The organism is Nocardiopsis sinuspersici (assembly GCF_001998325.1).
Lineage (GTDB): Bacteria > Actinomycetota > Actinomycetes > Streptosporangiales > Streptosporangiaceae > Nocardiopsis > Nocardiopsis sinuspersici.
This window is the reverse complement of the sequence record NZ_MCOK01000001.1, coordinates 1,916,906-1,932,515: the sequence shown is the minus strand read 5'-3', so window position 1 is coordinate 1,932,515 and position 15,610 is coordinate 1,916,906. Positions and strand designations below refer to the sequence as shown.

General features: G+C 72.1%; 15 protein-coding genes. 8 read left to right on the top strand and 7 right to left on the bottom strand.

Annotated features, from left to right (window positions below):
• Nucleotides 1-226 precede the first annotated feature (226 nt).
• A complete protein-coding gene (locus NOSIN_RS08155) occupies nucleotides 227-1,891 on the top strand; it encodes an FAD-binding dehydrogenase (RefSeq protein WP_077690148.1) in 1,665 nt (554 codons plus the stop codon).
• Between the two features lie 68 nt (nucleotides 1,892-1,959).
• Here NOSIN_RS08155 and NOSIN_RS08150 read toward each other — a convergent pair whose 3' ends face one another.
• Complete coding sequence (locus tag NOSIN_RS08150; RefSeq protein WP_077690147.1) at nucleotides 1,960-2,223, bottom strand: hypothetical protein; 264 nt, start codon at nucleotides 2,221-2,223, stop codon at nucleotides 1,960-1,962.
• A gap of 16 nt (nucleotides 2,224-2,239) precedes the next feature.
• Nucleotides 2,240-3,148, bottom strand: a complete 909-nt coding sequence (locus NOSIN_RS08145; protein WP_077690146.1) for an SPFH domain-containing protein — start codon at nucleotides 3,146-3,148, stop codon at nucleotides 2,240-2,242.
• 111 nt (nucleotides 3,149-3,259) lie between these two features.
• Between NOSIN_RS08145 and NOSIN_RS08140 the strand changes: the two genes are divergently transcribed.
• Together NOSIN_RS08140 and NOSIN_RS08135 are read left to right on the top strand one after the other, a co-directional pair.
• Nucleotides 3,260-3,757: a PH domain-containing protein gene (locus NOSIN_RS08140; RefSeq protein ID WP_077693487.1), complete on the top strand. Its 498-nt coding sequence runs from the start codon at nucleotides 3,260-3,262 to the stop codon at nucleotides 3,755-3,757.
• On the top strand, nucleotides 3,754-5,550 hold the full coding sequence (locus NOSIN_RS08135; protein ID WP_077690145.1) for a PH domain-containing protein: 1,797 nt from the start codon (nucleotides 3,754-3,756) through the stop codon (nucleotides 5,548-5,550). The genes NOSIN_RS08140 and NOSIN_RS08135 overlap by 4 nt, the downstream gene beginning before the upstream one ends.
• Nucleotides 5,551-5,609: 59 nt before the next feature.
• Here NOSIN_RS08135 and NOSIN_RS08130 read toward each other — a convergent pair whose 3' ends face one another.
• Nucleotides 5,610-5,969 (bottom strand): STAS domain-containing protein, encoded by a 360-nt coding sequence (locus NOSIN_RS08130; RefSeq protein ID WP_077690144.1) that lies wholly within the window; start codon nucleotides 5,967-5,969, stop codon nucleotides 5,610-5,612.
• A 470-nt stretch (nucleotides 5,970-6,439) separates the two neighbouring features.
• Here NOSIN_RS08130 and NOSIN_RS08125 point away from each other — a divergent pair, with 470 nt between their 5' ends.
• Nucleotides 6,440-6,976, top strand: coding sequence for an NUDIX hydrolase family protein (locus NOSIN_RS08125; RefSeq protein ID WP_077690143.1), 537 nt, complete (start codon nucleotides 6,440-6,442; stop codon nucleotides 6,974-6,976).
• Nucleotides 6,977-7,211: 235 nt separating this feature from the next.
• Here NOSIN_RS08125 and NOSIN_RS08120 read toward each other — a convergent pair whose 3' ends face one another.
• Nucleotides 7,212-8,126 (bottom strand): IS982 family transposase, encoded by a 915-nt coding sequence (locus NOSIN_RS08120; protein WP_077690142.1) that lies wholly within the window; start codon nucleotides 8,124-8,126, stop codon nucleotides 7,212-7,214.
• A gap of 200 nt (nucleotides 8,127-8,326) precedes the next feature.
• Here NOSIN_RS08120 and NOSIN_RS08115 point away from each other — a divergent pair, with 200 nt between their 5' ends.
• Nucleotides 8,327-8,983: a nucleoside/nucleotide kinase family protein gene (locus NOSIN_RS08115; protein WP_077690141.1), complete on the top strand. Its 657-nt coding sequence runs from the start codon at nucleotides 8,327-8,329 to the stop codon at nucleotides 8,981-8,983.
• Nucleotides 8,984-9,086: 103 nt separating this feature from the next.
• Here NOSIN_RS08115 and NOSIN_RS08110 read toward each other — a convergent pair whose 3' ends face one another.
• The 3 genes from NOSIN_RS08110 to NOSIN_RS08100 form a co-directional block, all read right to left on the bottom strand.
• Nucleotides 9,087-10,298: an NAD(P)/FAD-dependent oxidoreductase gene (locus NOSIN_RS08110; protein ID WP_077690140.1), complete on the bottom strand. Its 1,212-nt coding sequence runs from the start codon at nucleotides 10,296-10,298 to the stop codon at nucleotides 9,087-9,089.
• A 93-nt stretch (nucleotides 10,299-10,391) separates the two neighbouring features.
• Nucleotides 10,392-11,330, bottom strand: coding sequence for a 2-hydroxyacid dehydrogenase (locus NOSIN_RS08105; protein ID WP_218908811.1), 939 nt, complete (start codon nucleotides 11,328-11,330; stop codon nucleotides 10,392-10,394).
• 72 nt (nucleotides 11,331-11,402) lie between these two features.
• On the bottom strand, nucleotides 11,403-12,374 hold the full coding sequence (locus NOSIN_RS08100; protein WP_077690139.1) for a beta/alpha barrel domain-containing protein: 972 nt from the start codon (nucleotides 12,372-12,374) through the stop codon (nucleotides 11,403-11,405).
• 433 nt (nucleotides 12,375-12,807) lie between these two features.
• On the opposite strand from NOSIN_RS08100, the gene NOSIN_RS08095 reads away from it, so the two are divergent.
• The 3 genes from NOSIN_RS08095 (at nucleotide 12,808) to ctaD (ending at nucleotide 15,608) form a co-directional block, all read left to right on the top strand.
• Nucleotides 12,808-13,392, top strand: coding sequence for a pyridoxamine 5'-phosphate oxidase family protein (locus NOSIN_RS08095; RefSeq protein WP_077690138.1), 585 nt, complete (start codon nucleotides 12,808-12,810; stop codon nucleotides 13,390-13,392).
• A 256-nt stretch (nucleotides 13,393-13,648) separates the two neighbouring features.
• Nucleotides 13,649-13,867 carry a DUF3040 domain-containing protein gene (locus NOSIN_RS08090; RefSeq protein WP_077690137.1) on the top strand — a complete coding sequence of 73 codons (219 nt, stop codon included), beginning with the start codon at nucleotides 13,649-13,651 and terminating at the stop codon, nucleotides 13,865-13,867.
• A gap of 76 nt (nucleotides 13,868-13,943) precedes the next feature.
• Entirely contained in the window at nucleotides 13,944-15,608 is a 1,665-nt protein-coding gene (ctaD, locus tag NOSIN_RS08085) for an aa3-type cytochrome oxidase subunit I (protein ID WP_077690136.1), read from the top strand.
• Nucleotides 15,609-15,610 lie beyond the last annotated feature (2 nt).

Sequence of the window (15,610 nt, the reverse complement as noted above, 5' to 3'; positions counted from 1 at the left end):
GAATCCTCTTCGGTCAACACGGTGTCACCAGCGCGAACGGGGCCGGGCGGGCCCCGGTTGGCGCGGGCCGGACGATTCTGTCCGAATCCCGATTATTTGTCACCTGGTGACAAGTGATGTGTCGCGCGACACACGTCCCCCTTGCCGAGCCGGTCGGGCGGGGGCACAGTCGTCACCATCGCGCACACCGTGCCCGGGGCACGGCCGACCTGAGGGGAAGAACCGTATGGGTAGCGGAGACGACCACGCCGACGCGATCGTCGTCGGCGCCGGACTGGCGGGCCTGGCCGCGGCCGCCGAGCTGGCCGACGCGGGCAGACGGGTGGTCGTGCTCGACCAGGAACCCGAGCAGTCCCTGGGCGGCCAGGCGTTCTGGTCCTTCGGCGGACTGTTCTTCGTGGACTCCCCCGAGCAGCGCCGCATGGGCGTCAAGGACTCGGCCGAGCTGGCCCTGCAGGACTGGATGGGCACCGCCGGGTTCGACCGTCCCGAGGACGCGTGGCCCCGCCGGTGGGCCGAGGCCTACGTGGACTTCGCCGCCGGTGAGAAGCGCTCCTGGCTGCGTCAGCAGGGCCTGCGGCTCTTCCCCGTCGTGGGCTGGGCCGAGCGCGGCGGCCACCTGGCCGACGGGCACGGCAACTCCGTGCCCCGCTTCCACATCACCTGGGGCACCGGCCCCGGTGTGGTCGCGCCCTTCGAGCGGCGGGTGCGCGCGGCGGCCGAGCGCGGGCTGGTCTCGATGCGCTTCCGCCACCGGGTGGACGGACTGGTGGTCACCAACGGGACGGTCACCGGCGTGCGCGGCTCCGTCCTGGCGCCCAGCGACACCGAGCGCGGGCGTGCCAGCAGCCGTGAGGCGGTCGGCGACTTCGAAGTGTCCGCGCAGGCGGTCATCGTCACCTCCGGCGGGATCGGCGCCAACCACGACTTGGTGCGCCGCAACTGGCCCGAGCGTCTGGGCACCCCGCCCGAGCACATGCTCTCGGGCGTGCCCGAGCACGTGGACGGGCGCATGCTCGCCATCACCGAGGAGGCGGGCGGGCAGGTCATCAACCCCGACCGCATGTGGCACTACACCGAGGGCATCCAGAACTGGGACCCGATCTGGGCCCGGCACGGCATCCGCATCCTGCCGGGTCCGTCGTCGCTGTGGCTGGACGCGACCGGCAAGCGGCTTCCCGCGCCCTGTTTCCCCGGGTTCGACACCCTGGGCACGCTGGAGCACATCATGAGGAGCGGCCACGAGTACACGTGGTTCGTGCTCTCGCAGAAGATCATCGAGAAGGAGTTCGCGCTGTCGGGCTCGGAGCAAAACCCCGACCTGACCGGCAAGGACATCGGCCTGGTCCTCAAGCGGGTGCTCCCCGGCGCGCCGGGTCCGGTGGAGGCCTTCAAGCGCAACGGCGTGGACTTCGCGGTCGCCGACAGGCTGCCCGAGCTGATCGGGAAGATGCGCGAGATCGCGGGCGACGGGGTGCTGGACGCCGACACCGTCACCCGCGAGGTGGTGGCCCGCGACCGGGAGATGGTCAACACCTTCACCAAGGACCTGCAGGTGACGGCCATCCACGGTGCGCGCAACTACCGGGGTGACCGCCTGGTGCGGGTGGCGGGTCCGCACCAGATCCTGGACCCCAAGGCGGGTCCGCTGATCGCGGTGCGCCTGCGCGTCCTCACCCGCAAGAGCCTGGGCGGCCTGCACACCGACCTGGACGCGCGGGTGCTGCGCGAGGACGGCACCCCGCTCCCGGGGGTGTACGCCGCGGGCGAGGTCGCCGGGTTCGGCGGCGGCGGGGTGCACGGCTACCGGGCGCTGGAGGGCACCTTCCTGGGCGGGTGCCTGTTCTCCGGCCGCACCGCCGGCCGGGCCGCGGCGGCCGCCCTGGGGTAGCCGCACGCGTCCTCAGCGGGCCGCGGAGCCGGATCTCCCCTCGGAGCCGGGCTCCGCGGCCCGCTCCCTCACTCCGGTGAGGTGTCGCCTCCCTGGTCCGATTCCTGACCAGGCCCCCGGCCCGGCTCCTCGTCCGGCCCGGGTCTGCGCGGCCGGCCCCGGCGGGGGATGGCCTTGGCCTCCTTCGGCATCCGTCCCGCCTCGTCCAGCGCGCGGCGCAGGAGGAACTCGATCTGTGCGTTGGTGCTGCGCAACTCCTGCCCCGCCCACCGCGCGAGCGCGTCGTGGACGGCGGGGTCGAGCCGCAGCAGCACCTTCTTGCGCTCGGGCACGGCAACCTCACGCGGGTTACTGGTACAGGGTCCCTGCGTTGACGACGGGGCTGGCGGGGCGGTCGGAGCACAGAACCACCAGCAGGTTGCTGACCATCGCGGCCTTGCGCTCCTCGTCCAGTTCCACCACGTCCTCCTCCGACAGGCGGGCGAGCGCGCGGTCGACCATCCCGACGGCTCCCTCGACGATCTCCCGGCGTGCGGCGATCAGCGCGCTGGCCTGCTGCCTCTGGAGCATGGCCTGGGCGACCTCCGAGGCGTAGGCCAGGTGGGTGAAGCGCGACTCCACGATCCGCACCCCGGCGGCCTCGACCCTCTCGCCGACCTCCTTGGACAGCTGCTCGGTGATCAGGTCGGCGCTGCCGCGCAGGGACCGGCTGGTGTCGGCGTCGTAGGAGTCGTAGGGGTAGTTGCCCGCGATGTGGCGCACGGCGGCCTCGGTCTGTATGGAGACGAACTCGACGAAGTCGTCCACCTCGAAGGAGGCGCGGGCGGTGTCCTCGACCTGCCAGACGATGACGGCGGCGATCTCGACGGGGCTGCCGGAGGCGTCGTTGACCTTCATGACCGAGGTCTCGTGGTTGCGGATACGGGTGGAGACGCCCCTGCGCACGGTGAAGGGGTTGACCCAGCGCAGTCCGTCGGTGCGCACGCTGCCCATGTAGCGGCCGAAGAGCTGGACGACCTTGGCCTCGTTGGGCGCGACCATCTCCAGGCCGATGAAGAGCAGGAACCCGACCGCGGCGAGGACCACGCCGACGGGCACGAGGAGTACGGACAGTCCGATGAGGGGGGACAGGGCGACGCCGACGCCGACGAGGAACAACAGGACGCTGACCACGGCCATCAGCATGCCGTCGACGCTGGTCGCGGGATGTTCTCGGTACTGGGGAGTCTGGGCCGGGGGCTGGCCGGTCTCGGTCATCTCGTTGTTTCCGTTCTCTCAGTGGTGATGACTGGACAATAGCATTGTGATATCACTTTTAATAGACACGCGGCCCGACCGGGTCCCGACCGAGAAGGAGACGTGGACGCCATGAGCGCCGACACCCCCCGACTGCGCCCGCCCCGACACCGCGTGGACAAACGCGCCGTGTGGTGGTGGACGACCCGGTCACTGGCCGTGGCCGCCGTCCTCACCGCGATCCCCGTGGTGCCCGCGGTCATCTGGGAGCCCCCGCGCTTTTGGCTCCTGCTCGCCGCCGCCGTGGTCGGCGGGTTCGGACTGCTGATCACCGTGGTCATGCCGCTGTGGCGCTACCGGGTCCACCGCTGGGAGGTCACCGACACCGCCGTCTACACCTCCAGCGGATGGCTCTGGCAGGAGTGGCGTGTGGCCCCGATGTCGCGTATCCAGACCGTGGACACCGCGCGCGGCCCGCTCCAGCGGGCGTTCGGACTCTCCAGCGTGACCGTGACCACCGCCTCGGCGGCCGGTCCGATCGAGATCGCCGGCCTCGACCACGCACTGGCCACGCAGGTGGCCGACCAGCTCACCGACACCACACAGGCGACCCCGGGAGACGCGACGTGAGTTCTCCGGACGAACACCGCCCCGAGGCCGGGGAGAACACCCCGGCCGGTCCCGCCGACGCGCGAGGCGGGCAGGAGGAGACCGCCTCCCCGGAAGGAGGCGCCTCCCCCTCCACCGCGGACTGGCAGCGGCTGCACCCGTTCAGCGTGTGGGCCAGCACGGTCGTCGCGGGCGTCTTCCTCCTTCCCTCCGCGATCGTGGGCACCGTCGTGCTCGTCGTCGCGGGACAGTCCCTGTGGGCCCTGGCCCCGGTCCCGGGCGCGCTGGCGTTCCTGGCGTTCATGACCTACCTCGACATGCTGCGCCTGCGCGCGACCCGCTACCGCGTCACCGCCGAACGCATGGAGATGCGCTCGGGCATCGTCGCCAAGGCCTACCGGTCCATCCCGCGCGAGCGCGTGCGCAGTGTGGACGTGGCGGCGCCCCTCTACGCGCGGATCTTCGGCCTGTGCTCGGTCACCGTCGGCACCGGCGAGAAGGTGGGGCCCGGTTCCGACCAGCTCCAACTGCTCTACGTCACCGCCGAGCAGGGCGAGTGGCTGCGCCGCGACCTGCTGTACCGGGGCACGCCCACGGCCGCCGGGCCCTCGGGGGCTCCGGGGGACGCCGCCGACGGGGAACCCGGCGCGGGCGGGGATGAGGAGACCGAACTGGCCAGGCTCGACCGCCGCTGGTTCGCCTACGCGCCGGCGACCACCGCCACCCTGGGCGTGGGCCTGGGCGCCATCACCGGTCTGCTGGGCCTCAACGCCCAGACCGGCGGCACGGGGTGGGACTGGATCTCCGAGCAGACCGGTCTGCCCAGCATCGCGGAGATGTCCTCGTTCGTGGTGGCGCGGTTCCTGCTCGTGGTGCCCCTGACACTGTTGGGGTTGCTGGTCTCCGGTGTGATCGTCCTGACCGCCGTGGCGGTGGAGACGTGGTGGGACTACCGCCTCACCCGGGAGGCCGACGGCACCGTACGGCTGCGCAGGGGGCTGCTGACCAGCGTTTCGCTGTCGGTGGAGGGGCGCCGCCTCAACGGCGTCACCCTGCACGAGCCGTTCGTGCTGCGCCGCACGGGCGGGGCGGACGTGCGCGCGGTGGCGACCGGCCTGGCCGCCGCGGACGACAAGAAGACCAACGCCAAGAGCCGCCTGTCCCCGGCCATGCCGCGCCAGCGGGCACGCGAGCTGGCCGCCGACCTGATGCGCACGCCCGACTCGCCCCTGGACGTCCCGCTGGCCGCGCACCCCCGGGCGGCGCTGCGCCGCCGCTTCACCCGGGCCACCGTCGTCACCGTGCTGGGCGCGGTGCTCGCCGGTGCGCTGGCCTGGCTGCAGACGATGATCAGCGCGGCCTGGTGGAAGGTGGTGCACGAGGCGGAGCGGGAGTTCATCCCCGTGCCGCTGGCCACGAGCACGGTGGAGGCCGCCCCGAGCTGGGGGTGGGCGGTGCTGGCGGTGCTGATCTCGGCGGTGGCGTTCTGGTACGCGGTGGGCTCCTACCGGGGCCTGGGCCACGGGCTGCACCCGCGCTACCTCGTCGTGCGCCAGGGGATGGCGGTACGCGACACCGTGACGCTGGAGCGGTCGGCGGTGATCGGCTGGCGGATCACCCACTCACCGTTCCAGCGCAGGCTCGGCCTGGCGGACGTGGCGGCCACGACGGCCGCGGGACAGGGGATGTACGCGGCCAACGACGTGGGCCTGGGCCAGGGCCTGGCCTGGGCCGGCGAGGCGGTCCCGGAGCTGCTGGAGCCCTTCCTCGTGCGCGGGGACGGGCACGGAGGCGACGAGCCGTCCCACGGCTGAGCACGGGCCCGTTCGCGCCGTGGCGGCCCCGGCGCTCGCCCCGGGCGGGCCCGGGGCCGCTAGGGGCGTTCGGGGACCGTGTTGCGGATGGGGTCTCCGTCGACCCGCAGGCCGCTGGTGTGCGTGAGCGCCATCTCCAGGATGGGGTAGGTCTCGAACACGCGCTCCATGCCGAGCGCTTCGAGCACGCGCGCCGCGATGGGCGCGGGCTCGGCGAGGACCACGTGCCGCCCCTCCTTGGTGAGGCTCCTGTAGACCGACACGAGGGCTCGGACCCCACTGGCGTCGAAGAAGTCGAGCCCGGACATGTCCACCACCAGGCAGTCGCACCGCGAGGCGTGCGCGGCCTGGAGCAGCCGGTCGCGCATGCGGTCAGCGGTGGCGAGGTCGACCTCGCCGTGAACGGGTACCACCGTCACACCCGTACAGGGGAAACGCTCCTGGGTAGAGAACCGGGCATCCTTCGCCACTCGGGCCACCTCTCACCGAACGTAACCTTTCCACTACGCAACCGCGTACGAGATCGTAACCTCTCCAGAGAGGCCATGGGAGGCTTTCCGTGAGAAAAACCGGCGAAATCTCGCCGATGTGGCCCTGGGGACAGTCCCGTGTCACCCCTCCTGCGGATGACGGGTCGCCCCGCGGCCGGACCCGCGCCCCCGGTCCCTCACTCTCTGCTCTCGGACACTCCCGGAGCCGTCCCCTCACCGTGCTTTACGGGCACGCGTGCGGTAGGAACGAGCACGTGTGCGGTAGGAAGCGGCACAGGCGGCACTCCGTGTCCGCGCCCCGCGGGTCCGGCCCGCGGGCCGACCTCCAGGACAGCTAGAGAAGGGAGGGAGCGGCGGCCCACCCCGGCCGAGGGCCGGGACGCCCCGCCGCGTACCCGATGACCGAAACCGCCGACACCCAGCCAGGCTGGTTCTCCCCCGAGGAACTGGAGAACATCCGCGGCCGCATACCCATCCTCTACGTCCAGGCCGTACCCGTACGGGTGGACGAGGTGGGACAGGTCACCCACGTCGGCCTGCTCATGCGCGCCGACCCCGAAGGCAGCTTCCACCGGTCGGTGGTCTCGGGGCGGGTGCTCTACCACGAGCGGGTGCGCGACGCCCTGCTGCGGCACCTGGAGAAGGACCTGGGCCCGGTGGCCCTGCCGCGCGTCCCCGCCTCTCCGCAGCCGTTCACGGTCGCCGAGTACTTCCCCACACCGGGGATCACCGCATTCCACGACACGCGCCAGCACGCGGTCGCGATGGCCTACGTCGTCCCGGTCTCGGGTGACTGCCAGCCGCGCCAGGACGCCCTGGACCTCGTGTGGCTCACTCCGGAGGAGGCGGTGAGCTCCCAGATGCGCGAGGAGATGACGGGAGGCGAGGACACGCTGCTGCGCCAGGCCCTGGCCTACGTGGGCCACGCCCCCTAGGGCGTGTGTGGTGGATGCCGCCCGTCGTTTGGAGAGCGCTGCGCGCGAAGCGCGACCGTTGAGGGCGGTGGGAGGGAGACGGGCGGGCGTATCCGGTGGTGGCCTCGCAAGGCCGAAGAAGGAGTCATCCTGGTTTGGCTGTTGACTGATGAGAACGCGGCGAGGGTGCCGCTGGGGCGTCGCGCAGCAGGGTGAGTATCCGCCATACATGCCCTAGATGAGTTATTCCAAGGGGTTAGTGGTCGTAGGCGGTCAACGAGCGTAGGACCGGTTGGCCGGTGCGGTCGTTGTGCCAGATCGCGGCGGTCAGCGCCAGGATCCGCTGGAGCACCCGGACGATCACCCCGCCCGGGGTGCGCCCGCCATGGCGCTCCAGGTCCAACTGGCCCTTGAAGGTCTGGTTGATGGACTCGATGACCTGGCGCAACGGCCGCAGCAGGTGCGCACCGGCCCGCGAGGGCTCGCCCTTGCGGGCCGGACGCAACAGGTGCAGGCCCGCTTCGGCCAGGGCGCGTTCGAAGTCGCGCCCGTAGTAGTTCTTGTCCGCGATCAGCGTCTGCCCCGGGCGTTGGGCGGCCAGGTGGGGGTCGGCTGCGAGCATGTCCACCAGGGTGGTGCGCTCGTCGGCCTTGGCGCTGGTCAGGGCGAAGGCGATGGGCAGCCCGCCCGGGGTGCACACCAGGTGCAGGCGCAGCCCCCAGAAGAACCGGGAGTGGGAGGCGCAGTACCCGTAGGCGGCCCATCCGGCCAGGTCCGAGCGTTTGACGGCCTCCCGGGAGCGGGCGCATTCCACGGGGGTGGAGTCGACCACCCACACGTCGTCGGTCCAGGCGCGGGTGTCGGTGGCCAGGTGGCGGATGAGGGTCTGGATCAGCCCGGCGGCCTTGCGCAGGCGCTTGTTGTAGCCGCTCTGCTGGGGCAGGTAGGGGAACTGCTCGGACAGGTGGGTGCGGGCGTAGCGCAGCCACCGGGCCTCGCTGGTGTGGCCGAGCAGGGCCTGCATCAGGGCCAGCGTGACCAGGTCGGCGTCGGACAGGCGGGGCCGGAAGCCGATGGCGGGGCGCCAGGGGGCCAGGTCCGGGCGGTGCTTCAGGAGTCGTTGGGTGGTGTCGTAGAGTGCACGGGCGAGGGAGTTCAGGTCTTGCGTCACAACATGACCATGGGCTCCCTCGCCTCATGCCCAGACCACGCACCCCTTGGAATAACTCATCTAGGACGCGCGGGCGGCGGTGCGCGGCGCACGCGCGCACCGCCGCCGTGGGTGCCCGAGCGGTACCGGCGGGCCGAGGCGCCCGGGGAGCCCCGGGAGTCGCCGGGACCGGCCCCGGCCGTGCGCGTACGCTCGTTCCCATGTCCGAACCGCTTGTCTGCGACGCCGTCGAACTGGCCCGGAAGGCCGCCACCGGCGGGGCCCACCGCGCGGTGCTGGGCCTGGCCGGAGCCCCCGGAGCCGGAAAGTCCACACTCGCCCGCCACCTTGTGGAGGGGGTCGACCGGGAGCTGGGCCCGGGTACGGCCGGGTACCTGCCCATGGACGGCTTCCACCTGTCCAACGCCCAGCTCGACCGGCTGGGGCGGCGCGACCGCAAGGGCGCCCCGGACACCTTCGACGCGCACGGTTACGTGGCGCTGGTGCGCCGCCTGCTGGACGAGACCGACCACCCCGTCTACGTGCCCGACTACGACCGGCGGCTGCACGAGCCCGTCGCCGCGCGGCACGTGATCGCCCCGCACACGCGCCTGGTGGTGACCGAGGGCAACTACCTGGCCGCCGGCGAGGAGCCCTGGGCACGGTTGCGCGGGCTGCTCGCGCAGCTGTGGTACGTGGAGGCCGACGACGAGCTGCGTGAGCGCAGGCTGTACCAGCGCCAGTTGTCGGGCGGGGCCACCGACGAGGCCGCCCGCGAGTGGGTGGAGCGCAGCGACCGCCCCAACGGGGAGCTGGTCAAGCGCTTCCGGGACAACTGCACGCGCGTGGTGCGCCCCGGGAGCCTCGCGGAGGGCTAGGACGTGTGTGGTGGGTGCCGCTGGGGCGTCGCGCAGCGGAGTGGGTATCCGCCGTACACGCCCTGGAGGGCGCGGGCCGACGCACCGGCCCGCGCCGGGGCCCTCAGGCGGCGAGCGCGCGGCGGTCCCGGCCGCTCCGGCGGCCGAAGCGGCGGGCCGCGCCACGCGTCAGGAACAGGTTGAGGTCCGCCTGTCCCCCTCCGCCGCGCAGCCCTCCGTAGGCGGAGGCCACGATGTACTCCTTGTACCAGGCGGCGATCCGCCCGGTCAGGACGAACCGGCGGGGGCTGTCGTCGGCGCGAACGAACTGGACGAGTCCGTCGCGGCGCCCCAGGCTGGCACACTGGAACAGGTAGCCCAACGGGGCGGTGCCGGGCTCCCGCCCGGCCAGGCGCGCGGTGACCGCGTCCGCCGCGCTCCATCCCATGGGCAGGCCCATGGCGCACGACATCCGCAGCTCCCGGCCGCGCACCCCGGTCGCGTGGGCGGCGTCGCCGACCGCGTACACGTCGGGGTGGGAGACCGAGCGCTGGGTGGCGTCCACCAGGACGCGGCCGTCGCCGTCCACGGTGAGTCCGGCGTCGGCGGCCAGGGACGGAACGGCGAACCCGACGTTCCACACCACGAGGTCGGCGGGGACGCGGTCGCCGTCCTCCAGCCTGAGCCCGTCCGCGTCCACGGCGGCCACGGAGGTGTCCTCGCTCAGTGCCACGCCCAGGCGGTCCAGCGCGCGGCGCACGTGCGCCCTGCCCCGGAGGCCGGTGCCGGGGGCGACCCGGCCGCGGGTGAGGAGTCGGACACGCAGGCCGGGGTGGCTCTCGGCGAGCTCGGCGGCCACCTCCAGGCCGGTGAGGCCGCCCCCGACCACGGCCACGTGTTGGGGGCGCTCGTCGGCGACGCGCCGGGCGAGCGCGCGGGCCTGGTCGAGTCCGGCCGCGGTCGCGGCGTACTCGTCGGCTCCCGGTACACCGCCGGATCCGGCGGTGCTGCCCAGGCCGAGGACGAGGGTGTCGTAGGAGACGCGGCGGGGCGTGCCGCCCACGCGCACGGTGACGGCCCCGGCACCGGTGTCCAGGTCCTCCACCCGGCCGACGACGAGGCCGACGCGGCCGTCGAGGGAGTCGGCCAGCGGGTGCACGCCCACGTCCTGTCCGGCGGCGACCTGGTGCAGGCGGACGCGCTCGACGAAGTCGGCGGTGGCGTTGACGAGCGTGACACGGGCGTCGAGCCGGTCACGGCGGACGTTGTCGGCGGCGCGCCGGGCCGCGGCCAGTCCCGCGTACCCCGCGCCGAGGACGACGATGTCGTGTGTCATCGGGAGCTCCCCATCATGTCGTGAACCGTCACGGCACATGACGGGGGAGGCACCCGGGAACGTGACATGTCCGCATGGCTCCCGGCCCCGGAGTCACACGATCCGGTGGGGGAGCTCCCGGCCCGCCGTGAAGGCCTCGACGACGGCCGCCCACTCCCGCCTGCGGCGCTCCTGGCACTCGCGGGTCCTGGCGGCGAAACGGGAGCTGAGCACCAGGTTGTCCAGACGGGGGTAGGGGTTGCGCTCGCCGACCAGGTCCAGGCCCGCGCCCCGGATGCGTCCCTCCCGAAGGGCGTCCGTCAGGGCGTCGGAGTCGAGGACCTCGTCGGGTGAGATGCTGGCCAGGACCGCCGAGGGCTTCATCAGGGACAGCTCCCGTGCGCCCAGCAGGTTCCGGGAGTCGGCGTTGAGCGGCAGGGTGAGGAAGACGGCGTCGGACACCGACAGGAGCTTGGTCATCTCCACCGGGGTCGAGCCCTCCACCCGGCGCGGACCGCGGTTGACGTGCAGCACCTCCATGCCCAGGCCGCGCACCATGCTCGCCACCCCCGAGCCGATGTGCCCCATGCCGACGATCCCTGCGACCTTGCCGGAGAGCTCCATGCTCTCCTGGCCCGCGCACAGCATGTCGCCGCCGCGGACGCGCTCGTTGATCGACACGACGTTCTTGGCGACCGCCATCATCAGGGCGACGGCGTGCTCGGCCACCGCGGCGCCGGTGTACCCGGCGACGTTGCACACGGCGACGCCGCGCTCGCGGCAGTGGTCCAGGTCCACGTACTCCACGGCCGTGGTGGTGGCGACGACCAGCTCCAGCTCGGGCAGCAGGCGCAGGTTCTCCGCGCCCAGGTCCATGTAGGTGGTGACCAGGACCTGCGTGTCCGGGCGGCGCCGGAACTCCTCGGCCGGATCCAGCCTCCCGCTGGAGTCCTGCACCCAGTGCGCCTCCACGCTGTCGGACAGGGGGTCCAGGACGTCCGTGGGAATGGGCTGTCGGTCGTTGAGCACGAGGCAGCGCTTGGGCCGGGTCAAACCGTTCCTCCAGGGTGGCGGGGCGGGTGCGGACGGGTGCCGGTTCCGCGGCCGGTCACGCCGACCGGGCGGTCAGGCCCTCCGCAGGATCTCACCGACGTCCTTGTAGCGCTTCCAGGACAGGCTCCGCAGGAACTCCTCGGAGCCCTCGCCGTGGGCCTCCCACACGTCGGGGGCCCACTCCTGTTCCAGGTTGCGCCGGCCGGTCAGCGGATACAGGTGCTGGAAGGGGGGCGGCGGGGGCATCTCCGCCGCCAGGCGCTCGGCCAGGGAGGCCAGCCGGGGGCGGTCCACCTCGCCGACCAGGGCCAGGGCCTCGGCCAGGTCGGTGTTGCCGCCGCCGAGTCCGTAACCGTTGAGGGAGCCGTCGACGAGGTCGAAGCCCGCCTCCAGCGCGATCCGGGAGTTGGCGACCGCGTGGCCTAGGTTGTCGTGGGCGTGGAAGCCCGCCGTGCCGGACCAGGCCGCCCGCACCCCGGCGAACAGTTCGGTGGCCGCCTCGGGCAGCAGCGCACCGCGCGAGTCGGCCAGGTAGAGCCATTCGGCCACACCCGAGCGGTCGACCCGCTCGACCGCCGCGACCAGTTCCTCGGGTTCGTAGGCCGTGATGCTGATGAGGTTGAGCGAGCAGGTCACCCCACTGGCGCACACCGCCTCCGCGGCGGCGAGCACGTGGTCCACCCGCTCCACGAAGCAGGTCAGCCGCACCACGTCGAGCACCTCCGCACGCGGCCGCAGCAGGTCGGTGACCTCCTGGGGGCCCCTGCCGTTCACGCCGAGCATGGCGACCACGCGGGCCTGTCCCGTGTCCTCGCCGATCTGCCGCAGCAGGTCGGGCGCGCACTGGAGCGTGGCCTCGAGCGCGGGGTCGTCGCTGATGTAGCCGACCTCCACGTAGGGCACGCCCACCTCGCCCAGGACCTTGGCGTGCTCGCGCACGGTGGCGTCGCTGAACCGCCAGGCGTTGAGGTAGCCGCCGTCGCGCAGGGTGACGTCGAGGATCTGTGGTCTCCGGAGTCCGGTGGCGGTACGTCGAGCGGGCAAGGGTGCCTCCTGACAAGCGCCGAGGATTCGCCTTCAGTAATGTGGCCACTACACATAGTCGCCAAACATCCAACCTTAGCGGGAACCGACCCCTTACCCGCCGATTTCGGCGTGCGCGGCCCTTGTGTCCCCGCCCGCACGGCCTGACGCTTGCGCGGTCGCGCGGGAGAGGTTCCCCTGCCCTGTTCGGAGGGCGACATACGTGCTGTGCCCGAGAGAATACGAAGCCGTGCCCGGAAGAGTACGGAAGGTCCGTGTCCCCGCGCTCCTCCGTGTCCCCGTGCTCCGTTTGAGGCGCACGCCCCATCGGGTAGTCGAGGAGCGGAGACCTCCGCCGCCCGACGGCACGGGCGGGCGGGCCGCGCCCTCGGGCCCGCCACCAGGAACGACGGCGGAGGAGGAAAGCGAGGGCACTCTTCTCGGGGGGCTTGTCATGGCCAGAAGAACGAGCGGTGGCGGTGCGGCGGGCAGGAGGCGGGAGGACCCCGCCACGGGTCCGGTCGCACCGCCGCCACCGCAGCAGCGGGGAGCGCCCGACGAGTACGCGGGGACCGACCGCCTCGCCGACGAGCAGGAGCTCCTGGAGGGGGCCGACCTCGTCGAGGGCGACGAGGGGGCCAGCTTCACCGTCCTGGAACGGCAGACCTGCTTCAACCTGCTGAACACGCGCGACATCGGGCGCGTGGCCTTCACGATCGAGGGGGACGCCGCCCCCACGGTCCTGCCGGTGAACTACGCCCTGGTCGACGGGGGCATCGTGTTCCGCTCCACCCTGGCGGGGGCCATCATGCGCCACGCGCGCGGATACGCCGCCTTCCAGGTCGACAGCCTGGACGAGGAGAGCCGCGAGGGGTGGAGCGTGCTCGCCAGCGGGCCCTGCCAGTGGATCCGCGACGCCGGCGAGCTGGCCCGCGTCCCCCAGGGCCGTCTTCCCCGCCCCTGGGCCGAGGGCGAGCGCGACCAGGTCCTGAAGATCACCCCGGGCAGGCTGAGCGGGAGGCGGATCAGCAGGCGCTGAGGACCGGGGCGGCCCGGCCACCACCGACGGCCCGGGCCGCCCGCTCGCGGCGCCCTCCCGGGCCGACGCCCCTCCGGCCCGCCCGGCAGCGCCGTCCCCCCGCACCCCCGGCCGACCCCACGGCCCCCTTCCGTCCGGGCGTCCGTCCGTCGACGGACGTGCCGGGAACACGGAGCGGTGGACACTGAGAGCAGCGAATCTTCACTTAGGGTGTCCACGCGAGGATCCGCCAGTGCCCAGAGACCGGAAAGGCACCATGTCCATTCCCCACGACGACGATGACGACGTACACCTGCGCGCGATCGAGGCGCACCTCGCCGCGGAGGACCCGGACTCCGCCCGGCGGCTGGAGTGCTACGCGGCGCGGGTCGGCGGCCCGCACCCCTGTGCGGGCTCTCCGCCCAACGTCGCGCTGCTGCTGGTCTGGACGGGCATGATCGTCATCGCCCTCCTGTTCCTCCTCGCCTCCCGGTGACCCCCGCCCCACGGTCTGGCCGCCGGGGCCGGCCCGCCACGCCCACACCGCCCACGCGCAGACGAACGGAGATCCGATGACCCGGACGCGAGAGGAAGCCGTGTCCGAGATCGCCGCGGACGACCCCGCGGCCGAACACGCGGAGGCCAGGGGCGGGGTCGTCACCCGCTGGCTCTCCTCGACCGACCACAAGATCGTCGGCTACCTCTACATCATCACCTCCTTCGGCTTCTTCCTCTCCGGCGGGATCATGGCGATGCTCATCCGCGCCGAGCTGCTCTGGCCGGGGATGCAGATCGTCAACACCGAGGACTACAACGCCCTGTTCACCATGCACGGCACCGTGATGATGCTGCTGTTCGCGACACCGCTGTTCGTCGGCTTCGGCAACGTGGTCGTGCCGCTGCAGATCGGCGCGCCGGACGTGGCCTTCCCCCGACTGAACATGCTCGGCTACTGGCTGTTCCTGTTCGGCGGCCTGGTGGTGATGGGCGGGTTCCTGACCAACAACGGCGCGGCCAGCTTCGGCTGGTTCGCCTACATCCCGTTGTCGAGCGACGTGTACTCACCCGGACTGGGCGGCAACCTGTGGGTGATGGGGCTGATCGTGTCGGGCCTGGGCACGATCCTGGCCTCGGTCAACTTCATCACCACGATCACCATGATGCGCGCTCCGGGCATGACCATGTTCCGGATGCCGATCTTCACCTGGAACATCCTGCTCACCTCGGTGCTGGTGCTGCTGGCCTTCCCGGTGCTCACCGCCGCCCTGATCGCCCTGGGCGCCGACCGGATGGTGGGCACGCACGTCTACGACGCCGAGCACGGCGGGGCGATCCTGTGGCAGCACCTGTTCTGGTTCTTCGGCCACCCCGAGGTCTACATCGTGGCGCTGCCGTTCTTCGGCATCATCACCGAGGTGATCCCGGTCTTCTCACGCAAGGCGCTGTTCGGCTACAAGGGCATGGTGGCGGCGACGATCGCCATCACCGGCCTGTCCATGACGGTGTGGGCCCACCACATGTTCGCCACCGGCGCGGTGCTGCTGCCGTTCTTCTCCTTCCTGAGCTTCCTCATCGCGGTGCCCACCGGCATCAAGTTCTTCAACTGGATCGGCACGATGTGGCGGGGCCAGATCACCTTCGAGACGCCGATGCTGTTCGCGATCGGGTTCCTGGTGACCTTCCTCTTCGGCGGACTCACCGGGGTCCTCCTGGCCTCACCGCCGCTGGACTTCCACGTCACCGACTCCTACTTCGTCGTCGGGCACTTCCACTACGTGCTGTTCGGCACGGTGGTGTTCGCGATGTTCTCGGGCTTCTACTACTGGTGGCCCAAGTTCACCGGGCGCTTCCTCAGCGAGACCCTCGGCAAGTGGCACTTCTGGACCCTGTTCTTCAGCTTCCACGCGACCTTCGGCATCCAGCACCACCTGGGGGCGCAGGGGATGCCGCGCCGCTACGCCGACTACCTGCCCACCGACGGGTTCACCTGGATGAACATGCTGTCCAGCATCGGCTCGTTCGTCCTGGGGGCCTCGACCCTGCTGTTCCTCTGGAACGTGTGGTACTCCGCCCAGCACGCGGACCCGGTGGAACGCGACGACCCCTGGGGCTACGGCAACTCCCTGGAGTGGGCGACCTCCTGCCCGCCGCCCCGGCACAACTTCGTCTCGCTGCCGCGCATCCGCAGCGACCGCCCGGCCTTCGACCTGTACCACCCCCGCGAACGGGGGGCATAGGG

Bases quoted from the DNA above. Each gene is read 5' to 3' on its own strand.
- NOSIN_RS08115 (WP_077690141.1), top strand. From the start codon at position 8,327: ATGTCCGAACCGCTTGTCTGCGACGCCGTCGAACTGGCCCGGAAGGCC.
- NOSIN_RS08155 (WP_077690148.1), top strand. From the start codon at position 227: ATGGGTAGCGGAGACGACCACGCCGACGCGATCGTCGTCGGCGCCGGA.
- NOSIN_RS08125 (WP_077690143.1), top strand. From the start codon at position 6,440: ATGACCGAAACCGCCGACACCCAGCCAGGCTGGTTCTCCCCCGAGGAA.
- NOSIN_RS08145 (WP_077690146.1), bottom strand. From the start codon at position 3,148: ATGACCGAGACCGGCCAGCCCCCGGCCCAGACTCCCCAGTACCGAGAA.
- NOSIN_RS08140 (WP_077693487.1), top strand. From the start codon at position 3,260: ATGAGCGCCGACACCCCCCGACTGCGCCCGCCCCGACACCGCGTGGAC.
- ctaD (WP_077690136.1), top strand. From the start codon at position 13,944: ATGACCCGGACGCGAGAGGAAGCCGTGTCCGAGATCGCCGCGGACGAC.
- NOSIN_RS08110 (WP_077690140.1), bottom strand. From the start codon at position 10,298: ATGACACACGACATCGTCGTCCTCGGCGCGGGGTACGCGGGACTGGCC.
- NOSIN_RS08095 (WP_077690138.1), top strand. From the start codon at position 12,808: ATGGCCAGAAGAACGAGCGGTGGCGGTGCGGCGGGCAGGAGGCGGGAG.
- NOSIN_RS08090 (WP_077690137.1), top strand. From the start codon at position 13,649: ATGTCCATTCCCCACGACGACGATGACGACGTACACCTGCGCGCGATC.